Source organism: Kineosporia sp. NBRC 101731 (assembly GCF_030269305.1).
GTDB lineage: Bacteria > Actinomycetota > Actinomycetes > Actinomycetales > Kineosporiaceae > Kineosporia.
In genome coordinates this window covers 583,184-603,842 of the sequence record NZ_BSTC01000004.1, presented here as the reverse complement: position 1 = coordinate 603,842, position 20,659 = coordinate 583,184, and the positions used below count along the sequence as shown (strand labels likewise).

General features: G+C 68.0%; 21 protein-coding genes. 12 read left to right on the top strand and 9 right to left on the bottom strand.

Annotated elements, in window-relative coordinates:
- Nucleotides 1–289: 289 nt before the first annotated feature.
- From QSK05_RS15695 to QSK05_RS15685, 3 genes are read left to right on the top strand one after another with little or no spacing between them, the layout of a single operon-like run.
- Nucleotides 290–1,072, top strand: a complete 783-nt coding sequence (locus QSK05_RS15695; RefSeq protein WP_285597940.1) for an ABC transporter ATP-binding protein — start codon at nucleotides 290–292, stop codon at nucleotides 1,070–1,072.
- Complete coding sequence (locus tag QSK05_RS15690) at nucleotides 1,072–1,824, top strand: ABC transporter permease (RefSeq protein WP_285597939.1); 753 nt, start codon at nucleotides 1,072–1,074, stop codon at nucleotides 1,822–1,824. Before QSK05_RS15695 ends, QSK05_RS15690 begins: the two co-directional genes overlap by 1 nt.
- A 14-nt stretch (nucleotides 1,825–1,838) precedes the next feature.
- Complete coding sequence (locus QSK05_RS15685) at nucleotides 1,839–2,615, top strand: MerR family transcriptional regulator (RefSeq protein ID WP_285597938.1); 777 nt, start codon at nucleotides 1,839–1,841, stop codon at nucleotides 2,613–2,615.
- A gap of 43 nt (nucleotides 2,616–2,658) precedes the next feature.
- Here QSK05_RS15685 and QSK05_RS15680 read toward each other — a convergent pair whose 3' ends face one another.
- Complete coding sequence (locus tag QSK05_RS15680) at nucleotides 2,659–4,146, bottom strand: MDR family MFS transporter (protein ID WP_285597937.1); 1,488 nt, start codon at nucleotides 4,144–4,146, stop codon at nucleotides 2,659–2,661.
- Nucleotides 4,143–5,096 carry an NADP-dependent oxidoreductase gene (locus QSK05_RS15675; protein WP_285597936.1) on the bottom strand — a complete coding sequence of 318 codons (954 nt, stop codon included), beginning with the start codon at nucleotides 5,094–5,096 and terminating at the stop codon, nucleotides 4,143–4,145. Before QSK05_RS15675 ends, QSK05_RS15680 begins: the two co-directional genes overlap by 4 nt.
- A 96-nt stretch (nucleotides 5,097–5,192) precedes the next feature.
- Between QSK05_RS15675 and QSK05_RS15670 the strand changes: the two genes are divergently transcribed.
- The 5 genes from QSK05_RS15670 to QSK05_RS36645 all read left to right on the top strand — a co-directional run bounded on the left by QSK05_RS15670 (nucleotide 5,193) and on the right by QSK05_RS36645 (nucleotide 8,668).
- Nucleotides 5,193–5,753 (top strand): TetR/AcrR family transcriptional regulator, encoded by a 561-nt coding sequence (locus QSK05_RS15670; protein WP_352301418.1) that lies wholly within the window; start codon nucleotides 5,193–5,195, stop codon nucleotides 5,751–5,753.
- A 103-nt stretch (nucleotides 5,754–5,856) separates the two neighbouring features.
- Nucleotides 5,857–6,486 (top strand): deoxynucleoside kinase, encoded by a 630-nt coding sequence (locus QSK05_RS15665; protein ID WP_285597934.1) that lies wholly within the window; start codon nucleotides 5,857–5,859, stop codon nucleotides 6,484–6,486.
- A 153-nt stretch (nucleotides 6,487–6,639) separates the two neighbouring features.
- Nucleotides 6,640–7,395, top strand: a complete 756-nt coding sequence (locus QSK05_RS15660) for an aldo/keto reductase (protein WP_285597933.1) — start codon at nucleotides 6,640–6,642, stop codon at nucleotides 7,393–7,395.
- Nucleotides 7,396–7,600: 205 nt separating this feature from the next.
- The gene (gene cyaB / locus QSK05_RS15655) at nucleotides 7,601–8,155 is read left to right on the top strand and encodes a class IV adenylate cyclase (protein WP_285597932.1); all 555 of its coding nucleotides are present in this window, start codon (nucleotides 7,601–7,603) and stop codon (nucleotides 8,153–8,155) included.
- A 282-nt stretch (nucleotides 8,156–8,437) separates the two neighbouring features.
- On the top strand, nucleotides 8,438–8,668 hold the full coding sequence (locus tag QSK05_RS36645) for a hypothetical protein (protein ID WP_285597931.1): 231 nt from the start codon (nucleotides 8,438–8,440) through the stop codon (nucleotides 8,666–8,668).
- Nucleotides 8,669–8,859: 191 nt separating this feature from the next.
- On the opposite strand, the gene QSK05_RS15645 is transcribed toward QSK05_RS36645, so the two are convergent.
- The 4 genes from QSK05_RS15645 to QSK05_RS15630 form a co-directional block, all read right to left on the bottom strand.
- A complete protein-coding gene (locus QSK05_RS15645; RefSeq protein ID WP_352301415.1) occupies nucleotides 8,860–9,330 on the bottom strand; it encodes a methylglyoxal synthase in 471 nt (156 codons plus the stop codon).
- A gap of 127 nt (nucleotides 9,331–9,457) precedes the next feature.
- Nucleotides 9,458–10,105 (bottom strand): TetR/AcrR family transcriptional regulator, encoded by a 648-nt coding sequence (locus QSK05_RS15640; RefSeq protein WP_285597929.1) that lies wholly within the window; start codon nucleotides 10,103–10,105, stop codon nucleotides 9,458–9,460.
- 61 nt (nucleotides 10,106–10,166) lie between these two features.
- On the bottom strand, nucleotides 10,167–10,742 hold the full coding sequence (locus QSK05_RS15635; protein WP_285597928.1) for a hypothetical protein: 576 nt from the start codon (nucleotides 10,740–10,742) through the stop codon (nucleotides 10,167–10,169).
- A 38-nt stretch (nucleotides 10,743–10,780) separates the two neighbouring features.
- Nucleotides 10,781–12,373, bottom strand: a complete 1,593-nt coding sequence (locus QSK05_RS15630) for an amidohydrolase family protein (RefSeq protein WP_285597927.1) — start codon at nucleotides 12,371–12,373, stop codon at nucleotides 10,781–10,783.
- A 534-nt stretch (nucleotides 12,374–12,907) separates the two neighbouring features.
- Here QSK05_RS15630 and QSK05_RS15625 point away from each other — a divergent pair.
- The gene (locus tag QSK05_RS15625) at nucleotides 12,908–13,636 is read left to right on the top strand and encodes a carbon-nitrogen hydrolase family protein (RefSeq protein ID WP_285597926.1); all 729 of its coding nucleotides are present in this window, start codon (nucleotides 12,908–12,910) and stop codon (nucleotides 13,634–13,636) included.
- An 87-nt stretch (nucleotides 13,637–13,723) separates the two neighbouring features.
- Here QSK05_RS15625 and QSK05_RS15620 read toward each other — a convergent pair whose 3' ends face one another.
- Entirely contained in the window at nucleotides 13,724–14,674 is a 951-nt protein-coding gene (locus QSK05_RS15620; protein WP_285597925.1) for a PNPOx family protein, read from the bottom strand.
- An 11-nt stretch (nucleotides 14,675–14,685) separates the two neighbouring features.
- Nucleotides 14,686–15,258, bottom strand: coding sequence for a TetR/AcrR family transcriptional regulator (locus QSK05_RS15615; RefSeq protein WP_285597924.1), 573 nt, complete (start codon nucleotides 15,256–15,258; stop codon nucleotides 14,686–14,688).
- A 108-nt stretch (nucleotides 15,259–15,366) separates the two neighbouring features.
- On the opposite strand from QSK05_RS15615, the gene QSK05_RS15610 reads away from it, so the two are divergent.
- The 3 genes from QSK05_RS15610 (at nucleotide 15,367) to QSK05_RS15600 (ending at nucleotide 19,167) form a co-directional block, all read left to right on the top strand.
- On the top strand, nucleotides 15,367–16,449 hold the full coding sequence (locus QSK05_RS15610; protein WP_285597923.1) for a DUF3616 domain-containing protein: 1,083 nt from the start codon (nucleotides 15,367–15,369) through the stop codon (nucleotides 16,447–16,449).
- Between the two features lie 942 nt (nucleotides 16,450–17,391).
- Nucleotides 17,392–18,777, top strand: a complete 1,386-nt coding sequence (locus QSK05_RS15605) for a tetratricopeptide repeat protein (RefSeq protein ID WP_285597922.1) — start codon at nucleotides 17,392–17,394, stop codon at nucleotides 18,775–18,777.
- A gap of 144 nt (nucleotides 18,778–18,921) precedes the next feature.
- Nucleotides 18,922–19,167: a hypothetical protein gene (locus tag QSK05_RS15600; RefSeq protein WP_285597921.1), complete on the top strand. Its 246-nt coding sequence runs from the start codon at nucleotides 18,922–18,924 to the stop codon at nucleotides 19,165–19,167.
- Between the two features lie 13 nt (nucleotides 19,168–19,180).
- Here QSK05_RS15600 and QSK05_RS15595 read toward each other — a convergent pair whose 3' ends face one another.
- Nucleotides 19,181–20,635, bottom strand: a complete 1,455-nt coding sequence (locus QSK05_RS15595; protein ID WP_285597920.1) for a protein adenylyltransferase SelO — start codon at nucleotides 20,633–20,635, stop codon at nucleotides 19,181–19,183.
- Nucleotides 20,636–20,659 lie beyond the last annotated feature (24 nt).

Here is a 20,659-nt window from a genome sequence, read left to right as displayed (position 1 = left end):
CCAGGAACCGAAGTGGAAAACCCGGGCAGACCGGGTCATCACTCACGCCCACGCCAGGAAATACCTGAAATCACGATCAGGAAATGACCGCACTCGGCCACTCAAACCGGGTCGGCGGATCCGGGCTGAGTGGACGTTGGATCACAACGTGGTCGCAGCAGGCCGGACAGCTCTCACAGCGGCTTGCCGGCCTGCCGGAGTCAGGAACTGCTTCCCGCAGCGACTTGACCCTGACGCAGGGTCAACCCTCCACCCTGGTGATCACCAGCCGGGAGCGGAGGAAAAGACGATGTCGTCAGAACAGAGCAAAGACCTCGCGATCGAGGTTCGAGGGTTACGCAAGGCGTTCGGGGACCACGAGGTACTGCGCGGGGTGGACCTTCAGGTGCAGCGGGGGAGTGTGTTCGCGCTGCTGGGGTCCAACGGGGCGGGCAAGACCACCGCGGTGCGGATCCTGTCCACCCTGGCCCGGGCCGACGCCGGAACGGTACTGGTCAACGGCTTCGACGTGGCCACCGCGCCGGGCGACGTGCGCCGCTCGATCAGCCTCACCGGGCAGTTCGCGGCGGTCGACGAGGTGCTGGACGGACGCGAGAACCTGGTGCTCATCGCCCGGCTGCGGCGGGTGCGGGAACCGGGCAAGATCGCGGACGAGCTGCTGCGGCGGTTCGGGCTGAGCGAGGCCGGTAAGAAGAAGGTCGCCACCTACTCCGGTGGCATGCGGCGCCGGCTCGACATCGCGATGAGCCTGATCGGCGACCCGCCGGTCATCTTCCTCGACGAGCCCACCACCGGTCTGGACCCCCAGGGGCGGATCGAGGTCTGGGACGCGGTGCGGGAACTGGCCGCGCAGGGCACCACCGTGCTGCTCACCACCCAGTACCTGGAAGAGGCCGAGCAGCTCGCCGACCGGATCGCGATCCTGCACGAGGGACGGATCATCGTCGATGGCACCCTGGCCGAGCTCAAGCAGCTCCTGCCTCCCGCCAAGGTCGAGTACGTCGAGAAGCAGCCCACCCTCACCGATGTCTTCCTGGCCGTCGTCGGCTCGACCAAGAACGAGGAGCAGTAATGTTTTTCACCGAGACCGCGATCCTGACCGGGCGATCCCTCAAACACATCACCCGCAGCCTCGACAGCATCGTCACCACCGCGATCACCCCGATCGCCATCATGCTGATGTTCGTCTACGTCTTCGGCGGCGCGATCGACACCGGCCCCGTCAAATACGTCGACTACATGCTGCCGGGCATCCTGCTCATCACCGTCGCCTCCGGCGTCGCATACACCGCGGTCCGGCTCTACACCGACCTGAGCAGCGGTATCTTCGAGCGGTTCCAGTCGATGCCGATCTCCCGCTCGGCCGTGCTCTGGGCCCACGTGCTCACCTCCATGGTCGCCAACCTGATCTCCCTGGCCCTGGTCGTCCTGGTCGCCGTGCTCATCGGGTTCCGCTCCGGCGCCGACCTGCTGCAGTGGCTCGCGGTCATCGGCATCCTGGCGCTCTTCACCCTGGCCGTCACCTGGATCGCCGTCATCCCCGGCCTGGCCGCCCAATCCGTCGACGGAGCGAGCGCTTTCGCCTTCCCCCTGATCTTCCTGCCGTTCATCAGCTCCGCCTTCGTCCCCACCGAGGGCATGCCCGGCCCGCTGCGGGCCTTCGCCGAGAACCAGCCCGTGACCTCGATCGTCGACACCGTCCGCGCGCTGCTGGGCGGGCAAGCGGCCGGTGACGACATCTGGGTCGCGCTCGCCTGGTGCGTCGGGGTGCTGGTGATCGCCTGGGCCTTCGCCGGGCGGAACTACCGCCGCCGCATCGGCTGAGGAAATATGTCCCAATGATCACCATCAGCCAGCTGGCCCGGCACGCGGGAGTGACGGTGCGGGCGGTGCGGCACTACCACCAGATCGGGCTGTTGCCGGAGGCCGAACGTGATGCCTCCGGCTACCGCACCTACGGCGCGGCAGCGGTCGTGCGCCTGATCCGCATCCGCACCCTGGCCGATGCGGGGGTGCCGTTGGCCCGGGTGCAGGAGCTTTTGGACGCCGACGACGCCGGTTTCGCTCGCGGCGTGCAGGAGATCGACAAGGAGTTGCGCTCCGAGATCCGGCGGCTGCAGGACAACCGCACCCGGATCGCGCGGCTGGCCGCGGGCGATCACCTGGCCCTGCCGGCCGTCGTCGTGTCCTACCTCGACCGGCTGCGCGCGCTGGGTATCAACGAGCGCTACCTGGATCTGGAGCGGCCGGCCTGGATCATGCTGGCCGCCCAGGTTCCCGAGCAGATCGACGACATCGTGGCCCGTAAGAACGCCGAGCTCGAGGACGCGGACATGGTCCAGCTCTACCGCCTGCTCAGCGAGGCGATCGACTGGAGTCCCGATGAGCCCCGTATTGTCGAGATCGCCGATGTGCTGGAGCGTTTGATGTTCCGGGCGGTCGAGGCGGGGGAGAGCGGGGCTCAGGGCCTCGACGACCCGTTCGTGCAGTTGATGGACGCGGCGATGAGTGAGGCGTCCCCGATCTCGGGGCGGATCCTGAAGATCCTGCAGGGGCGCGGATGGAAGGGCTGGACCCGCATCGAGCAGGCCCCGTCGACGTCTCCCCGGCCCTGACCGGGGCACCGGCCCCTCATCGGGCTTGATGACCGGGCACGGATTATCCCCGGGATGTCATTCCCGCGACCGAGGTGGGCGATGGCGACGGGGGGCCGGTGAGGTCTGAACGTGCGGGGAGAGTTCGCCCGGGCAGCAGCAGGCACACGGGGGTGGCCAGGGCGGTGAAGGCGATCGCCCACCAGAAAGCGTTGCCGAAGTCCGGGGCGCCGCCCGATGCCGGGCTGCTGGACGAGGTGTGCTGGAGCACGACGGCGAGCAGGGCGGTTCCGATGGATCCTCCGATCTGCTGGGCGACTCGGGTGATGATGCTGGCGTTGGGGATGTCGTCGTGGGAGATGCCGACGAAAGATGCTCCGAGCAGTGGCACGATCGCCACTCCCATCCCGAAACCTCTGACCAGGAGCGAGAGCATGAGCAGCATGTAGCTGGTGTCGCTGGTGACGAAGCCGAAGGGGATGGTCGCGATCGTGACGAGCAGGAACCCGGCCAGGGCGACCCAGCGTGGCCCGAACCGGTCGGTGTATCGGCCGGCGAGGTTGCGCGAGAGCAGGGTGCCGATGCCCTGGGGGATGAGCAGCAGTCCTGCGCCGAGCGCGTCCTGGCCGCGGGCCTGTTGCCAGTAGAGCGGCAGCAGGAACATGGCGCCGTACAGGGTGGCGCCGGCGAGGAAGCCCAGGAGCGATCCCGAGGCGAGCGGAAGGTGTTTCAGCAGCCGCAGGTCGATGAGTGCCCGGGAGCCCCGGGCGCGGGCCCAGGCGATGAAGGCGAGCACGAGCAGGATGCCGATGGCGAGCGGTACCTCGACCCGGGCGCTGGTGAACCCGCCGCTGCCGGGTACCTGGGACAGGCCGTAGATGAGCGCGGTGATGCCGGGGGAGATGCGCGCCAGGCCGATCGCGTCCAGGCGCACGTTGCCTCGGGGCGCCTGCGCGGGCAGGTTGCGGTGGGCGAGCCAGAGGCCGGCCAGGCAGAAGGGGACGTTGACGAAGAAGAGCCAGCGCCAGTCGGCGACGGCCAGGATGGCCCCTCCGATCACGGGTCCGATGATCGGCCCCAGGGTGGTCGGCAACGTGATGGCGGCCATCACCCGGCCGACGTTGCGACCTGCGGCCGCCTGCATGATGAGCGTGGTCATCAGGGGCAGCATGACGCCACCACCGATGCCCTGGAGCACCCGGAAGGCGATGAGGCTGGGGGCGTCCCAGGCCACGGCGCACAGGACCGATCCGAGCAGGAACGTCGACAGGGACACCAGCCAGAGGGTCTTGCCGCCCAGGGCGGCCTGGGCCCAGCCAGTCACGGGGATCGTGACGAACATGGCCAGCAGGTAGCCGGTGCTCACCCATTGGATCGTGTTCAGTGACGCGTGCAGGTCGGTGGTCAGGTCCTGGAGGGCGACGCTGACGATGGTGGCGTCGAAGACCACCGCCATGGCCCCGACGATGATGGTGAAGGCCGTCACCCAGACGGCGTGCTCGATGTGGTCCGCATCGCCCGGGGCGGTGGCGGGTCCGGTCCGGATTCTCATACGAGGTTGATCACGACCTTTCCGTGCACGTGCCGTCCGGCCTGCAGCTCGACGGCGGCACGGATCTCCTGGACGGGGAAGCTCGCCGCGATCGGCACGCGCAGTCGGCCCTGCGCGGCGAGGCGGGCGATCTCCTCGATGGCGCCAGGGGTGGCGCTGGCGCCGTTGGCGGGCGTGATGCCCTCGACGACGGCGGCGATCGTGGTCATGCGGGAGTCCGGTACGCCGAGCTGGCGGGCCACGGCGATCGTGTCCGTGCCGTGCAGATCCATGGCTGCGGTGATGCCCTCGGGGGCCAGTTCGCGAACCCGCTCGGCCAGGCCGTCGCCGTAGGTGACCGGTTCGGCCCCCAGCGCCCGCAGGGCGTCGGCCGAGGCGGCTGATCCGGCCCCGATGACGCGCGCGCCGGCCAGGCGAGCAAGCTGGACGGCGAAGACGCCGACGCCGCCTCCGGCGCCACCGATCAGCAGGGTGTCGGTCGGGCCGGGGTTGATGACGGCGAGTGCGGCGGCGGCCGTGCACCCGGCGATGGACAGGGTGGCCGCGATGCGGTCGTCGAGGTCGTCCGGCGTGGGGTGGATGTCGCCGCCCCGGCCGATGTGACCGGGCGCGTCCACGACCACGTAGTCGGCGACGCTGCGGGAGAAGGCGCCGCCGAACACCCGCTCGCCGACCGTGAACAGGCCATCGACGCCGTCACCGACCTCGTCCACGATGCCCGCGTAGTCGTTCCCGAACCCGCACGGCAGGCTCAGGCCGAAACGGGCCGCAGCGTCGGCGTCGGAGGTCATGAACCAGTCCATGGGGTTCAGCCCGGCCGCGGTGACCCGCACGCGGACCTGCCCCGGGCCGAGGGCCGGGACGGCAATCTGGCGCAGTTCGAGGGCCTGCGGCCCTCCGAACGACTCGACGAACTGGACGGCCCGGCCGGTGATGGTTGAGGTGTTCATGCTGGTCAAGCTCCTTGAGAAGACTCGGACGAAGAAACGGACTATGCTCCGGTTCAACGAACATAACACAACCGGAGCGTGATCCGTTTGAAAGAGATGCCGTCGTCACCCCCTCGGGCGGATGCCGCGCGCAACCGCACGCAGCTCCTGGAGGTGGCCACCCGCGTCTTCATGGCAGCCGGCCCCGAGCCGTCGCTGCGAGAGATCGCCCGCGAGGCCGGGGTCGGCATCGCCACGCTCTACCGGCACTTCCCCACCCGCGAGGCCCTGGTCGCCGCCGTCTACGCCGACCAGGTGGTCCGGCTCACCGAGGGCGCCCACGAGCTCCTGGCGACACTGCCTCCCACGCAGGCCCTGCGGCGCTGGATGGACCTTTTCGGGAACTGGATCGCCACCAAGGACGGCATGCTGAGCACGCTGCTGGCCATGATCGAGTCCGACGAGATCGCCCACGCCCAGACCCACACCAACCTGATCAACGCGATCGAGAGCCTGCTGCGTGCAGGCCGGACCGCCGGGGAGCTACGCGACGACGTCACCGCCGAAGATGTCGCCGCCCACCTCATCGGCATCTTCACGGTCGCTCCACTACCTGAGCACGCCGCCCGGGCCGATCGCCTCCTGGGCGTTCTCCTGCACGGCCTGCGAACCGGATGACAGCCGGGCGCGGGGAACGCGCCCCTGACCCCGGCGGTACATGATGAAAGACGCGGTGATCCCGACGATCGGCCTCCTGGCCGCAGAGCGAGGTGGGTGAGGAGTGGACGCTGACATCCAGACGTCGAACCTGGTCTTCGTGGCCGGCAACATCGGGGCGGGCAAGTCGACGACGTCCAGCCGGTTGTCGTCCGCCCTGGCCGGGCGACTGGTCACCGAACCGGCAGACACCAATCCCTACCTCGACCGGTTCTACGGCGACATGCGCCGATGGACCTTCCACGTCGATGTGCATTTCCTGGCCGAACGCACGCTGACGGTCGGGCGTGAGTACCGCCCCGGTGGGGTGCCCACCGTCTTCGACCGGAGCTATCTGGAGGGTGCCGTCTTCGCGGCGGTGGCCCATGACGGCGGTCTGGCCACGAACGACGAGCGGGCCACATTCACCACGCTGCTGGATTCCTTCGCCACCGTGCTGCCGGCCCCGGCGGCCCTGGTCTACCTCCGGGCCGAGCCTGACGTGCTCCTGGAACGCGTGAAGAGCCGCGGTCGCGGCTATGAATCAGGGATCAGTCTCGACTATCTGCAGGCGCTGCACGAGGCGTACGACCGCTGGATCGACGGCTACACCGGCAGCCCGGTCATCGTCGTGGACACCGGAACGGTCGACCTGCGGGAGGACGAAGCACTGGACGATGTGGTCCGGCGGGTGAGTGCCCACCTGGCCAGGTGACCGGTCTCGGCTGCGCCCGGCGTGCCGCAGCGATCCTGTGTGTCGCGTGAGTGCCGTCACATCGATAGGCGTACCGTTCGTGCGTCGTGAGGACACTCTCAGGGGGAACGGGACGAATGCTGGACGATCAGCGGACCCGCCACCAACGCCGGGATGCCGATCGGATGGGACGACGTCGACCCGCAGACCGCGCTCGCCGCTCTCGTGCGAGCGCTGGAACTGGGCATCAACCTGTTCGACACCGCAGATGTTTACGGCCACGGGACCAGCGAACGACTGCTCGGCAGACTGCTGGTTAGCGCCGAGCGGGAAGATGTCGTGATCTGTACCAAGGGCGGGTTCTTCGCTGAGAAGGGTGAACACCCCTACGAACCACAGCGGTTGCAACGCCAGATCCTGAGGAGCCTGACCAACCTCGGAACCGATTACATCGACTGCTATTTCCTGCACAGCAGCAACTTCGGCCCTAACGATCAATACCTTCAGCAGGCACTCGAACTGCTGCGAGGTCTGCGGGACATGCGCGTCATCCGGGCCATCGGCATGAGGGCACCGCACACCTTCGCCGAAGAATGGGCCAGAGGGGAAGGCCCGACCGCAACGCGAACTGCCCGCTGGCTGCACCTGTTCCACATGATCCAGCCCCAGGTCATCGCGGTCCGCTACAACCTCCTGAGCTCACCTGCCCACGAAGGTGAGACAGACATCTTCGCCTTCGCGCGCCGGCACGATGTCGGTGTCCTGATCAAGCAGGCCCTCGGGCAGGGACGCCTGGTGCGCAACTACTCCTCGCATCCCACGCCGGTGTTCAGTGCTCAGGACCATCGCAGTGCCGACCGCCTTCAGACCAGAGGTACTCGCCGAGGTAGCCCATCGACTGCGCCCACTGCGAGACCGTTTCGGCACTGACACGGCAGACCTCGTGCGAGTCGCCCTAGGCTATGCGCTCCACAGCACCCCGGACGCAGTGGTGCTGACGGGATTCCGGAACCCTGACCAGATCACGATGAACGTCGGTAGCCTCCTTCAACCGCTCCAGCCGGGTGAGCTGGAAGAGGCTCGCTCGATCATTCACCCGCACGTCAGACCATAGATCACACAGCGGAAGGGCTTCATGGACTACATCGAGGTGGAGAAGAAGTTCATCCTGCCGAACGCGGAGAAGCTGCGGGCCAGGCTCGCGGCGACCGGGGCCCAGCCAAGCGATCCGGTGCAGCAGATCGACGCTTACTACAACGCCCCGCACCGCGACTTCACTGCGGCGGACACCATTGACGAGTGGCTGCGCCTGCGCACCAGCAAGCGGGGTGCCTCGCTCAACTACAAGCTCTGGCACCCGACGGGGGCGCAGCTCAAGACGCACGCCGACGAATACGAGTCACCGGTCGGCGACCCCGAAGCCATCCGCCGCACCCTCATCGCGCTGGGCTTCACGCCGCTGGTCACCGTCGACAAGACCCGCACGATCTGGGAACTACCCGACGTCGAAGTGGCACTGGACCAGGTCGCCGGGGCCGGTGACTTCGTCGAATTCGAGTACAAAGGACAAGCCGACAGCATAGAGAAAGCAACCGCGACCCTCGATCACCTGATTGGCGAGCTGAGCGTAGAGCTGGGGGATCTGGTCACTCGGGGGTATCCTCACATTTTGCTGGACCGGCCCTACTGATCTGAAATGGCGGGGGATGTGTTCAGCGGCCTTGGGGGTACGTAGACCTTCGATCGTTGAGTGGCATCAGGACAACGCCGACGTGAACGCGGCACGGAATATCGCCGCAGGACTTGCGATGACAGCGCGTGAAGACAGGGTGAAGTCGGCCCGGTCGATGAAACGCGAATCTCAACGAAACCGGTCTCCCCAGGTCGCGTAGTCGTTGTAATCCCGGTCCTTCAGGGCCGGGAGTATGTTCAAGAACCAGTCCATCGGGTTCAGCAGTTCAGCCCGGCGGCGGTGACCTCCACGCGGACCTGCCCCGGGCCGACGGCCGGAACGGGAATCTGGCGCAGTTCGAGGGCCCGTGGCCATCCGAACGATTCGACGAACTGGACTGCCCGTCTGGTCGTGGTCGACGGCTACACCGGCAGCCCGGTCATGGTCGTGGACGCCGAAGTGGTCGACCTGCGGGAGGACGATGCGCTGGGCGATGTGGTTCGCCGGGTGAGCGCCTGTCTGACCAGCTGACCAGCTGACCGGTGTCGGCCGGTCATGGCCAGCGGGTGCGGCATCGCGGGCGAGGCGTCCCGGTCCGCAGGCACTTCTTCGTCCGTGATCATGCGAACCTTCCCGGGGAAGGCTGGGGGATCGCATGATCACGAACGAGAAGGTGGGCGACCTTCGTGGTCATCGCCCTGGCGGGGCCGGATGCGGGTGGGTCAGCCGATCGGTTCCAGTTCGGCGGTGGTGAACTCGTCGATCGTGCGGGGGCCGAAGTCGGGGCGCAGCGGCTGGTATCCCACCACGTCGATCAGCAGCGGTGACGTGATGATCATGTCGGCCGAGGCGATGTTGCAGGCGACGGGGATGTTCCAGAGCGCCGCGATGCGCAGGAGTGCCTTGACGTCGGGGTCGTGCGGCTGGGGTTCGAGCGGGTCCCAGAAGAAGATCAGGACGTCGATGCTGCCCTCGGCGATCCGGGCGCCGATCTGCTGGTCTCCACCGACCGGGCCGCTCAGGAATCGGGTGACCGGTAGGCCGAGCTCGAACTCCAGCAGGGTGCCGGTGGTGCCCGTGGCGTACAGGGTGTGACCGTGCAGGGCCTGCAGGTTGTGCTCGGCCCAGCGCATCAGGTCGGCCTTCTTGTTGTCGTGCGCGACCAGAGCTATGTGTCTTCCGGAGGCGGAAATGACGATGGTCCTTCCAGGGGCATCGGTGAAACGGACGACAGCCCTCCTTGGCCTGGATGAACCCTTTCGTGTTGATATGTCTGGCACGTAAAACCTGTCGACCACTGTTGGCCGACAGGCTCGATCCTCACGCGCCGGGCAAGGGAGCGGCGAGCACCTTCGTGAGGTCGGTCTCGGCGACGCCGAGCATGCGCAGCACGTTCCTGGCAATGGCATCGGCCATCCGGGTCAGGTCGGCCGGCCCCTGACGCACCGCAGCATTGATGACGGCCTCGATCGCTCCGGAAACGGCGATCACGGCGACGTCCGGGTCGTCGTCGTCCAGACCCTGCGCGGTGATCACCGCCAGGACATCGCGGTGCAGCCCGGGCGCGATCGCTGTGGAGAAAACATCAGGATCGGCAAGACGGCTCAGGAGGACCCGGGACACGTCCGGGTGGGCTGCGGCGAAGCGTCCCGTCAGGCGGATGTTGAGCGTCAGGCGCCGCACCGGATCGGTCTCCTCGCCGATCCGCTCATCGATCCACGCCCGGAACCGGGCGGTCGCATCTTCGCGGGCAGCGGCGAAAAGCTCTGGCCGGCCGGGGAAATGGTTATAGAACGAGCCCAGCCCGACGTCTGCCCGCTCGGTGATCGCCTGAATGCTCACGTTGGCGCCGTTGCCCTCGATCAAGATCTGCTGGGCGGCCCCGATCAACGCTGCGCGGGTGCGGCTTCGGCGCCGCGCGTTGCGCCCCGGCTCGGCGTCTGCCCCGGCGGTTCCAGGAGTGCTCACGCCGACCATTCTACGCCGGAGGCTTCACTTCTGAAGAAACTGTCACCTCGTCCGGGCGTTCCTACGGTTCGGTGATGGTGATGGCCCTGATGGATCGCAGGGACGAGGCGGGCGTGAAGCTGTCGCACCCGAGCGTGAGGGTCGCGACCTCGTGAATCCACACCGGCTGGGTATTGGCACAGCTGAGGTCGGGGGTTCCGTCCGTGAACGACACGGTCGCCTGCAACCGGGGAGCGCTGAGCTCATGCGCGTGCACGGTGATGCTCAGGTGGGTTCGCCGGTACTGGTCGCTGGTGACGCCCGCGGTGCGGGCCAGCCAGAAGGTGCTGAAGGTGACCGGGCCGATCGTTGAATTCACGCTCTCCGTTGACCTTCTCGTGGCCACGGGCGGCACTGCCGCGGCTGCCAGCGCCGCTGCGACGCAGGTTCCGAACGCGAGGAGGTAAGCCACCCGCACCGGCCGATGGTGAAGGGTCCGGCTGCGGCAGAGCAGTGCGATGCCCCCTGCCAGCAGCGCGAAGGTCGCTATCCCCGCGATGAATTCGGTCGCCGACGAGCCGGCGATCGAGAGCTCGGTGGACCAGGCCCACGAGACCAGGACGCCCAGGGCCACCAGTGACCATGCCAGTGCACGCACGCGTATCCGCCGATGTCCTGACCGAACCTTGATCCTCATCACGCCTCCGCCGCCGTCAGGAGACGATCGACGGTCTCGCCGATGTCTTCACGGGTGTGATAGTGACCCTCGCGCACCACGGCGCTGATGGTTCCCAGGTGCTCGACCTTTGCGAGCGGGTCGGCCTCGAGCAGCAGGAAATCGGCGTCCATGCCCCTGGCCACGGCACCCATCCGGTCGGAACGTCCGAGGAAGGCCGCGGGCACGGTGGTCGTGGAGCGCAGGATGTCCAGGGGCGTCAGTCCGGCGCGGGCCATTTCCCGGAACTCGGACTGCAGGTCGTGCCCGGGATTTCCGGACGGGCCGTCGGTGCCGCTCATGATCGGCGTGCCGGCGTCGTGAATGCGCTGGATCATGTTCAGGGTCGTCTCGTAGTAACGGTGGAAGACCGACCGGGTCGCTGACGGCAGGGCCAGGAATTTTCGGCGCATGTCCTGGTAGCTGCTGCGCGCCTCGGGTGAGATCATGCTCAGCCACGGGTGGTTCGCGTATTCGGGTGCATCCGCCAGGTACTCGGAACGAAGTCGCACGAGGGTGGGGGTCTGCCAGGTGTTGTTCCTCGCGAAACTTCTGGCCAGATCCTCAGCGGCGCCTTCGTCGAACGAGTCGAGTGCCCGCTGCAGCAGGGCGATGTCGTCCGGCGACTCCAGAAGAGCCGGGTTGAGCAAGGTCTTCGAGGTGGCCTTCGTGGCGATGCCGCTGGTGAACATCTGCTGGGAGTAGGGCACGTATCCCAGCCAGTTGGGGATGGGGCTGGCGGTGTCCTCCTCCTGGCGCAGGGCCTCTCGCTCGCGAGAGGTCTCGATCCAGATATTGATACTGGTGCCCAGGTGCTCCAGCGAGTCGAACCCGGCCTCCGCGGCCTGCGTCGGGCTCACCGTGGCGGGAAGGTGTCCGGCCACCTTCAGCCCGTTCTCGTGCGCCCAGCTGAGCGCATCGAAGAAGACGTCCGGCTCGACCTGGATGAGCTTGATGAAATCGGCGCCGAGAGCCTTCTGCCGGCTGATCTCCCGACGGGCTCTGGCGATTGAGGGGGCGTTGAACGGCATGAGCAGGGCGCCGGGCATGGCCAGGAGCCTGGGAGCGTACTCGTCCAGCCCGAGCCGGTTCTCAGCCCGGTTGCGCAGCAGCTGATCGCTGCCGGCCATCTGGCGCATCCCCGTCGTGCCCTCCGCCAGCATCGTCGCCAGGAACAGGCGTGAGCGGGGGCCTTCCTGGAGCACGTGGGTGTGCATGTTGTTGTAGCCGGGGACCACGAAACGGCCGGCCCCATCGATCACCCGTACTCCGGCCGCAGCCGGTGCTGTGGCGGCGGCCGTGACCGACACGATCTTTCCGCCCCGCACGAGCACCGACCGGTCGGGACGCCTGCGGCCATCGCGGGGATCGACGACCGTGACATGGTCGATTCGAAGGGCTTGTGCCGCCGGAACGGTGGTTCGCGGGGGAGTGCTGCTGGTCTGGCTTGCGGCGAAAGGAACTGCTACCGAGGCGGTGCCGGCCACTGCCGCGACGGAGAACCCCGCACCCTTCAGAACGGCCCGCCGTGACGGGCCGGCCGGTTCGGCCTGGTCGCGCTTGGCGGGGGTCATCCCTGACCTCGTCCCGGCCGGGACCTCGCCACAACTAAAATGAATGAATCCACAGAACTGAAGATATCATCAGAAAGTTCGGCCGCTTCCCAGCGCCGGGTGACGGGCGGTGAGCTGAGGCTGCTGCCCGCCCCGGCGCAGGCGGTCGCGACCGGGGGTGGCGGGACTGAATCGTCAGCACTCCGTCATCCCCCGGTGTGCGGGAGGCGACTGGACCATCAGCCCGTAGACGCTGGATCGCGAGCGGTCGCTCCTGGACAGCGACGCGCAAGCGATCACAGTGGCCTCACGCCAGCTCACGGACGGCTGAGGTTCGCTGCGGGCCGGCCGCACCGTGGTCGGGACCCTTCGGGGATCTGCTGATGCCTCGCTGTCAGGCTGGAACAAGCTTCACCGCAACAGTCCATGAGGAGAACTGATGTCTGCCGTCGTGATGATCGCCCTGGCCGTGCCGTCGGTCCTGACACCGTCCGGGGACGGTGACCGGTTCACGGTCCTGGTCCCCTACCTGGCCGGGGCCCGGGTGATGGGCGCGTGACCTCGTCCCTGACCGTTGCCGCCGTGCAGTCCGTGCCCGTGCTCGGCGATGTCGAGGAGAACCTGCTGCGCGCCGAGAAACTCCTGGTGCAGGCGGCCGAGGCCAGCCTGGTGGTGTTCCCGGAGCTGTCCGTGACCGGCTACGACCTTGACCTCCTGGAGAACGAACCCCGGGTGTGGTTCCGGCCGGGGGACGAGCGCCTGAACCGGATCCGGCGGGCCGCGGCCGCCCGGGGTACGGCCGTCGTGCTCGGGGCCCCGGTCGAGGTGGACGGCCACCGCTACATCGCCGCGATGCTGGTGACCGGGACCGGCCCGGACCTGGTGGCGCCCAAGACCCACCTGCACGGGGCCGAGAACGAGCTCGTCGAGGCCGGGACCGGGCCGCTCGTGATCACTGTCGAGGGCTGGAAGCTCGGCCTGTCCGTGTGTTTCGACACCAGCGTTCCCGAGCACGCCCAGGCCGCCCGGGAGGCCGGGGCCCAGGTGTACGTGGCGTCAGTGCTCTACACCGCAGGAGAGGAACAGAAGATGTCCGACCGGATGGCGGCTCGCGCCCGGGACCACAGGATGTGGTCGCTGGCCGCCAATCTCGGTGGCCACCCGGTGGGGGAGCGATCCGCCGGTGGCTCAGGAGTCTGGGCGCCCGACGGTTCGCTCGGCGCCGTGGCGGTCGGCCGGGATGAGGAGATCGTCGTGGCGGTCCTGCCTGATTCGCCGATGTAGACGTGAGCCCGGCACTCACCGTCGTCCGGGGAAGGCGCGCCCGTCACTCTCGCCGCCGCCCAGCGTCACCGGTGAGGTCGGTGCAACTCAGGCGGCCGCGGGCGGGTTGAAGCGGGAGTACTGCGGCCGGCTCCACCGCAGCGGGCTGGCCCGGTCGATCTGCACCACCCCGGAGATGTCGAACTCCACCATCCGCAGGGCACCCGGGTAGGCGGCGGCGCTGCGCGGATCCCAGTCGATGCGGGCCGTTCCGGTCACCTGCAGGGTGTGGCCCTGCTCCCAGTCCAGGAACAGCAGACCGGCCGCGGGACTCAACTGCAGGTTGCCCAGCGTCATGTAGAACTGGTTGCCGGTGTAATCGGGCCAGCGCAGCCGGCGCGTACCGGCCCTCACGAAACCCGGCATCCCGCCGCGGTGGGAGGCATCGGCACCGTGCCCGGGGGAGCGGCTGGCGATGAAGAAGGTATCGGCCCGCTCGATCCACCCATGCTGATCAGCCGTCAGTTCTTCTGCCACAACGGCAGTTCCGGCCGGAGCACTCTGGTCGACGGCGGTGATCTCGCGGGTCTGGATGTACTTCGGGCAGTTGCCCAGCACCTGCTCGGTCCGCAGCACCAGACGCTCGCCGTCGCGCCGGGCCACCCCGTTCATCCGCACCCGTCGCCGGGTCTGCGGCTGCAGGGCGAGCAGGCCCAGATCCCGTTGCTCCTCGAAGACTTCCCGCAGGGGGTCGCCCGGAGCCGGCAGCGCATCGATGAAGAGGGTCCGATCGTCCACTGCGCCGGCGAACCCCGGTGACCCGGACACCGTCGTGGCCCATACGCGTCCTTCATGATCGGTGGCCGCCAGTGTGAGCATGCGTTGGGCCCGCAGGAAAGGCTGGAACCCGTGAGGAATCTCGGCTCCGAACATGGGTGAACCCCATCCGGGGCCGCCCTCGTGCGCGTGCTCCTGCACCGCCTGCTCCCCGGGATGTTCGGCGCCCTCGCGCCCTGTCTCCTGGAAGGTCAGGGCTTCTGGATCGACCTGGTGCGACATATCCGATGCTCCTACAGGGCTCGTCGATCAGACAGGAGAAGCGCGGGCAGCTCGGTGAGAGTCTGCTCGAACACAGAAGGGTCGTGCAGCACGCGCGACACCACCAGTGCTCCCTGGATGCGCACCAGGGCCGCCTGGGCCCGGGCGTTCGCCTGCTGCGGGTCCGCGCCCGCCCGCAGCGACGCATCGGCCATGGCCGCAAGCCACTGCCGGGCCAGCCGCGCGGCGTGGGCGGTGATGTCGTCGGGTGCACCGGTGAGCGTCATCGTGTCCAGGACGCAGGCCACCCGGCCGTCCTGGTAACCACGGGCGATCCGCCGGGCCATCTCGGCCACGCCCTCGGCCACGTCCGGTTCCGCGTGCAGTGGCCGCAGCGTCTCCTGCAGCTCCGCCTCGATGCCCTGGAGCACAGCTCGCGCCATCGCGGGTTTACCGTCGGGAAAGCGGTGGTAGAGGCTCGCACGCTGCAGACCGACCGCCGCCGACAGGGCGGACAGCGACGCGCCCGCATATCCGCCGGCCCGGAAGACCTCGGCCAGGCGGGCCTGAACCACTGCCTCGTCCACACTCGCTGTACGACCCATGGCCATACTTTACCGTTCGTTCGGTAAAATACAAGAAGAGGGCAGGTTGGCCCTTCACCTGCGGCGTTGCGTCCCCGCCGAGTTCGCCCGCCGGTGCAGGATGGCGGCATGAACGGTTGGCGGTTGCCCGAGCGGCAGATCGAGCTGGTCTTCGACGCCACGGCGCAGGAGGCCGGAACCCACACCAACCTGTCTGGGATCCGCACCGACGGCGAGCACCTCTGGATCGCCGGGGACGAGACCGCCACCCTCGAGCGGCTCACCGCCGTTCCCGCGGGCTCCACGACCGAGCGCTACGACGGCCACCGCACCGTGCGCCTGGCCGATCTGGTCGAGCTTCCCGGTCAGGACGCGGACGGTGAGGCCGACATCGAAGGCCTGGCCCGCAGCGGTGACTGGCTGTGGGCGGTCGGCTCACACAGTCTCAAACGGCGCCGGATCAAGGACACGCACCCCGACGCCAAGGCCCGCAAACGCCTCGCCAAGGTCCTGCGCGAGGAAAACCGCTACACCCTGCTGCGGCTCGCGGTCACCACCGACCCCGATGGTGGCCCGGGCCTCGCCCGCACGGCCACCTCGGGCGGCCGGCGGCTGACATCGGCCGTCCTCGGTGGACGGGGCGACTCGATCACCGACCTGCTGGCCCAGGAACACGACCCCCACCTGGAACCGTTCCTGGAGATCCCGGGCAAGGACAACGGCGTCGACATCGAGGGCATCGCCGCCCACGGCGACCGCCTGTACCTGGGCCTGCGCGGACCGGTCCTGCGGGGATGGGCGACACTGCTGGAGATCCGGCCGGTGACCGACCCCGACGACGAACACCGCCTCGTCCTGGCCCCTCTCGAGAACGGCGAGCGCTACCGCACGCACTTCCTGGACCTGGGCGGCCTGGGCATCCGTGACCTGTGCCCGCACGGCGACGACCTTCTGCTGCTGGCCGGCCCGAGCATGAGCATCTCCGGCCCGATCAAAGTGGTGCGCTGGCGCGGAGGGTGCGTCGTGGAGGCGGCCGACATCGTGCGCGAGGACGAACTCCAGATCGTGATGTCGCTGCCGCACGGGGACGGCGCCGATCACGCCGAAGGCATCACCCTGCTGGACGAAGACCACCTGCTCGTGGTCTACGACTCCCCGGCTCCCGAACGCCTGACACCGGGCGGGGTTCTGGCCGACGTCGTCCGCTTGTAGGAAAGCTCGTGGACGAACCGCAGCGGGTGAGCCGTCTGGCATCTGCGCTTCGCAGCTGACCGGGGCCGTCGACAGCCACGCTCATGCTCGCCACCGAGCCGTCGCACGTGACCTCTTCCGCATCGGCGGCAGGCAACTCACGAATGTCCGGCACCGCCTTCACCGAGACAACGGCGCCGCCGGTGCAGACGAAGCGAAACGTGATGGTGAGGGCTTGCCGCTGACCGATCATTCACAGCCGGCTTGTTCGTTGAGCTCAACTTCAGGATCAGGAACTGCCGGGGCGTCATCGTAGTCCAATCCCAGGTTCAGGGTAGATCCGACCTTCGACAGATCGAAGTACCCCAGCCACAGGGCGGACCCCTTTGCCCCACCGACGCTTACATATACTTCCGAAGAGCTGGGCGGCGGCGTGTACTCGTGGATGACTTTCATGTCGGGCGTGACGCGACCCACGACTATCTGGTGCGCTGTGTCTGAGTTCTCGGGCCAGGGGCGCTCAACTTCCCAATAAATCTGTGGATCGGGGACTTCCGGAGAAGCGACGCCCTCTAGGGTCACGGATTGGCTGATACCGGTCGCACATTCCGGCATTCGGATTTCGTAGGCATTGCCGACGCGACTCAGGCCTAGCGGTGGGTTATCCGGATCACTGGGCCCCACAAGAGCGCAGGAGCAAAGGCTGGAAGCCACCAGGGCAACCCAAGAAATTCGAGCGAATGACACTCTGCGCAACTCCCGTCTTTCTGGCCCGCTTTGACCTCGAAATATTTCGTGCAGTCGTTTCCGTCCCTGGTGTGGACGCTCGTCGATGAAGCGCAGCGGGTGGGCCGTCTGGCATCTGCGCCTCGCGGCGGACCGGGCCGGGGCTATCGACGGTCATGAATGGTCGACTTGCCGGAATTGCTTCTGCAGCAGTGTTCTGCTTGCGAAGATCATCCTATGACGAACTCTCCCGGCGGATCGGCCGAAGACTCCTTCGCCCTGGCTGTGGCTCTGCTCTCGGGTGAGGTGGTCCTCGGCTCGGGTGACCCGTTCGAGATCGCGCGGGGCGCCTTCGTCGCGGCGATCGAAGCGGCGGATCCAGAATGGTCGCCGAGGGCTGCCTACCGATGGGCGATGGCCCTTCTGGATCGGGGTGAGCTGGCCGAGGCAGATGACTACGTCATCATCGCGATGGCCTCGGGGCACCCGCAGTGGTCGGTCGGTGCCATCTTGGTGTATGCCCTCATCGCTGCCGAGCGGCAGCAGACCGAGCTGGCTATCAATGCTTTTCATCAGGTCACCGAGACCGGTGTCGAGCAGTTCCTCCCCTCTGCCTGGTTCAACCTCGGTCTGCTGCACCAGCGGCGGACGGCCTGGTCCGAGGCCGTCGAAGCGTATGAGAGGACGCTCGCCACGAACGATCCGATGTTGACCCCGAAAGCCGAGGTCAACATCGGTTGCATCCGGTTCCACCATCTGCAGGACGCATCGGGGGCCCGGCAGGCGTTCCAGCGAGCCATCGCGTCCGGTGATCCCGAGCAGACCCAACTGGCTCTGGCGAACCTGGAACTCATCGACCGGCAGGAGCAGCTGACGCGAACAGCAGAGCCGGCTCCGGACCAGGGCATGGCCCCACCCGCGGTTCGCCGGGCCGGCCGTGAGAAGCGCCGTTGGCGGCCGTTCGGTACTACACGACCCACCGACAGCCCCACCGACGCAGTCCCTACCGACCAGAACGCGGCCGACCACGACGGCGCTGACCACAACGCAGTTGTCCATGGCCCGGCCGGTCAAGAATCTGTCGCTCAGAATGTCACGCTGGACATCGCCGCCGAGGCAGTCGGGATCGGCATCCCCACGTTCCTGGTCAAGGACTTCGACGAGGTCACGATTGGTTTGGCCGCGGCCGAGCAGGAGAAGGGCGAGACCGAGAAGGCCGAGAGCATTCTGCGTCCGCTGGCGGACAGCAACCGGCCCTCCCGGGCCCTGGCCTCGCTGAATCTCGGCCTGCTGCGCGAACAGCGTGGTGATCACGACGGCGCCCGGCAGGCGTACGAGGCAGCGCTGCGGGGAGACGATCCGATCTCGGCCGGTGCGGCTGCGCTGAACCTTGGTTTGATGGCTGTGCACGGCAGTGACTTCATCGAGGCCGAGCGCCTGTTTCGGCTCGCCGCCGAGTCGGAGCATCCCGATGCCCGTGGTGCTGGAGCACTCAACCTCGCAGCGGTGCTCGTCAGGCGTGAAGACGTCACCGAGGCGCGCCGGATCTACCAGCAGGTGATGTCGTCCGGTCATCCCCAACATGCCCAGACGGCCACGGCGCGGCTCGCCAAGCTGCCCTGACGAGGCCGCGGCACTACGTGATGCCGCAGCGACCACCGTAGGGCGAGCCGCTGTGCGGAAGGTTCTCGTCACGCCTCGAATCGCAGGGGCGCACGGGCCGGGAGATGCTTCCCCAAGGTTCCCACCCAGGCCCAGGAGGCTTACATGTTCGCGTTTTTCAGCCGTCGTCTGCGCACCTGGCTGCTGCTGACCGTCGCTGTTCCCGCGCTCGCGGTCGCTGCCCGGGCGGTGGCGCATCGCATCGAGAAGCGCAACGGGCCGACGACGGTGTCGCGGGCCCTGATCTCGGCCAGCAACTTCATCGGCCGGCGGAGCGAGAAGAGCCAGGACCTCGCGGCCGGTGGACAGGCCGAGGCCAACCGCTCCAGGTTCTCGCACCGTCGGCACTGATCAGTTCAGGCGCTCACGTACCGCAGAAGGTCCGGTACGTGCCGAAGTCCGGCGGCGCCGGCCGGGCGTAACGCTCCAGCCCGGGTCGTTCGTCGAACGGGCTCGTCACGGCCTCCAGCAGCCGTTCGAGCGGGTCGAGGTCGCCGTCGGTCGCGGCGGTCAGGGCCTCCTCGACCAGGTGGTTGCGCGGGATGTACGCCGGGTTGACCTCGTCCATCAAGGTCGCCTGAGGTTCCTGGGCGCTCCACCGGGCCAGCCAGCCGTCGGCGCTCGTGGGGTCGGGGAACAGGCGCCGGACGGGCTCGGCATCGCCACGGGCCGCCCCGGACAGCGAGCGGAAGAACGACGTGTAGTCGACCTGGTGCGTCCGCAGCAGATCCAGCAGTTCCTCGCTCAGCGCGGTGGCATCCGCACCCTCGCTCAGGCCGAGCTTGGCCCGCATCCCGCTCGCCCAGGCGTTCTCGTACTGTCCGGCGAACCCGCGCAAGGACGTCGTGGCCAGGTCGATCGCGGTGTCCTGGTCGGCGTCGATGAGGGGGAGCAGGGTCTCGGCCAGCCGGGTCAGGTTCCACTGGGCGATCGCCGGCTGGTTGCCGTAGGCGTAGCGGCCCTCACGGTCGATCGAGCTGTAGACCGCAGCCGGGTCGTAGGCGTCCACAAAGGCGCACGGCCCGAAGTCGATGCTCTCGCCCGAGATCGTCATGTTGTCGGTGTTCATGACCCCGTGCACGAACCCCACCAGCATCCAGCGCGCCACCAGATCGGCTTGGGCCGCGATCACGGCCTCCAACAGCGCCAGGTAGGGACGCTCGGCCTGGGTGGCGCTCGGGTGGTGCCGGTTGATGGCGTGGTCGGCCAGGCGGCGCAGCAGGTCCGGATCGTCGGCCAGCGAGGCGTACTGGAAGCTGCCGACCCGCAGGTGGCTCCTGGCGATCCGCGCCAGAACCGCTCCGGGAAGCATCGTTTCGCGCTGCACCGGGCGACCGGTGGCGACCACGGCCAGCGAGCGGGTGCTCGGGATGCCCAGGGCGTGCATGGCCTGACTGACGATGTATTCGCGCAGCATCGGGCCGACCACCGCCAGGCCGTCACCGGCCCGGGCGAAGGGCGTGCGCCCTGAACCCTTCAGATGCAGATCGCGGACGGTTCCGTCGGCATCGGTCAGCTCGCCGAGCAGCAGAGCCCGCCCGTCGCCCAGCCGCGGGGAGAATCCGCCGAACTGGTGCCCGGAGTAGGCCTGAGCCACCGGGGTCGCTCCGTCCACCACACCGGTTCCGACCAGCAGTTCCAGGCCCTCGGCGCTGCGCAGCCAGGCCGGGTCCAGACCCAGTTCCTTCGCCAGACTCTCGTCGAGCACCAGCAGCTGGGGCTCCGGGGCGGCCTCGCCGGTCCAGGCGATCGCCATCTCCGGGAGTTCACGGGCGAAGCGGTTGTCCAGACGGAACGTGGTGGCCGGGGTGAGGCTCATGCCTTCGAGGGTACTTCGCACCAT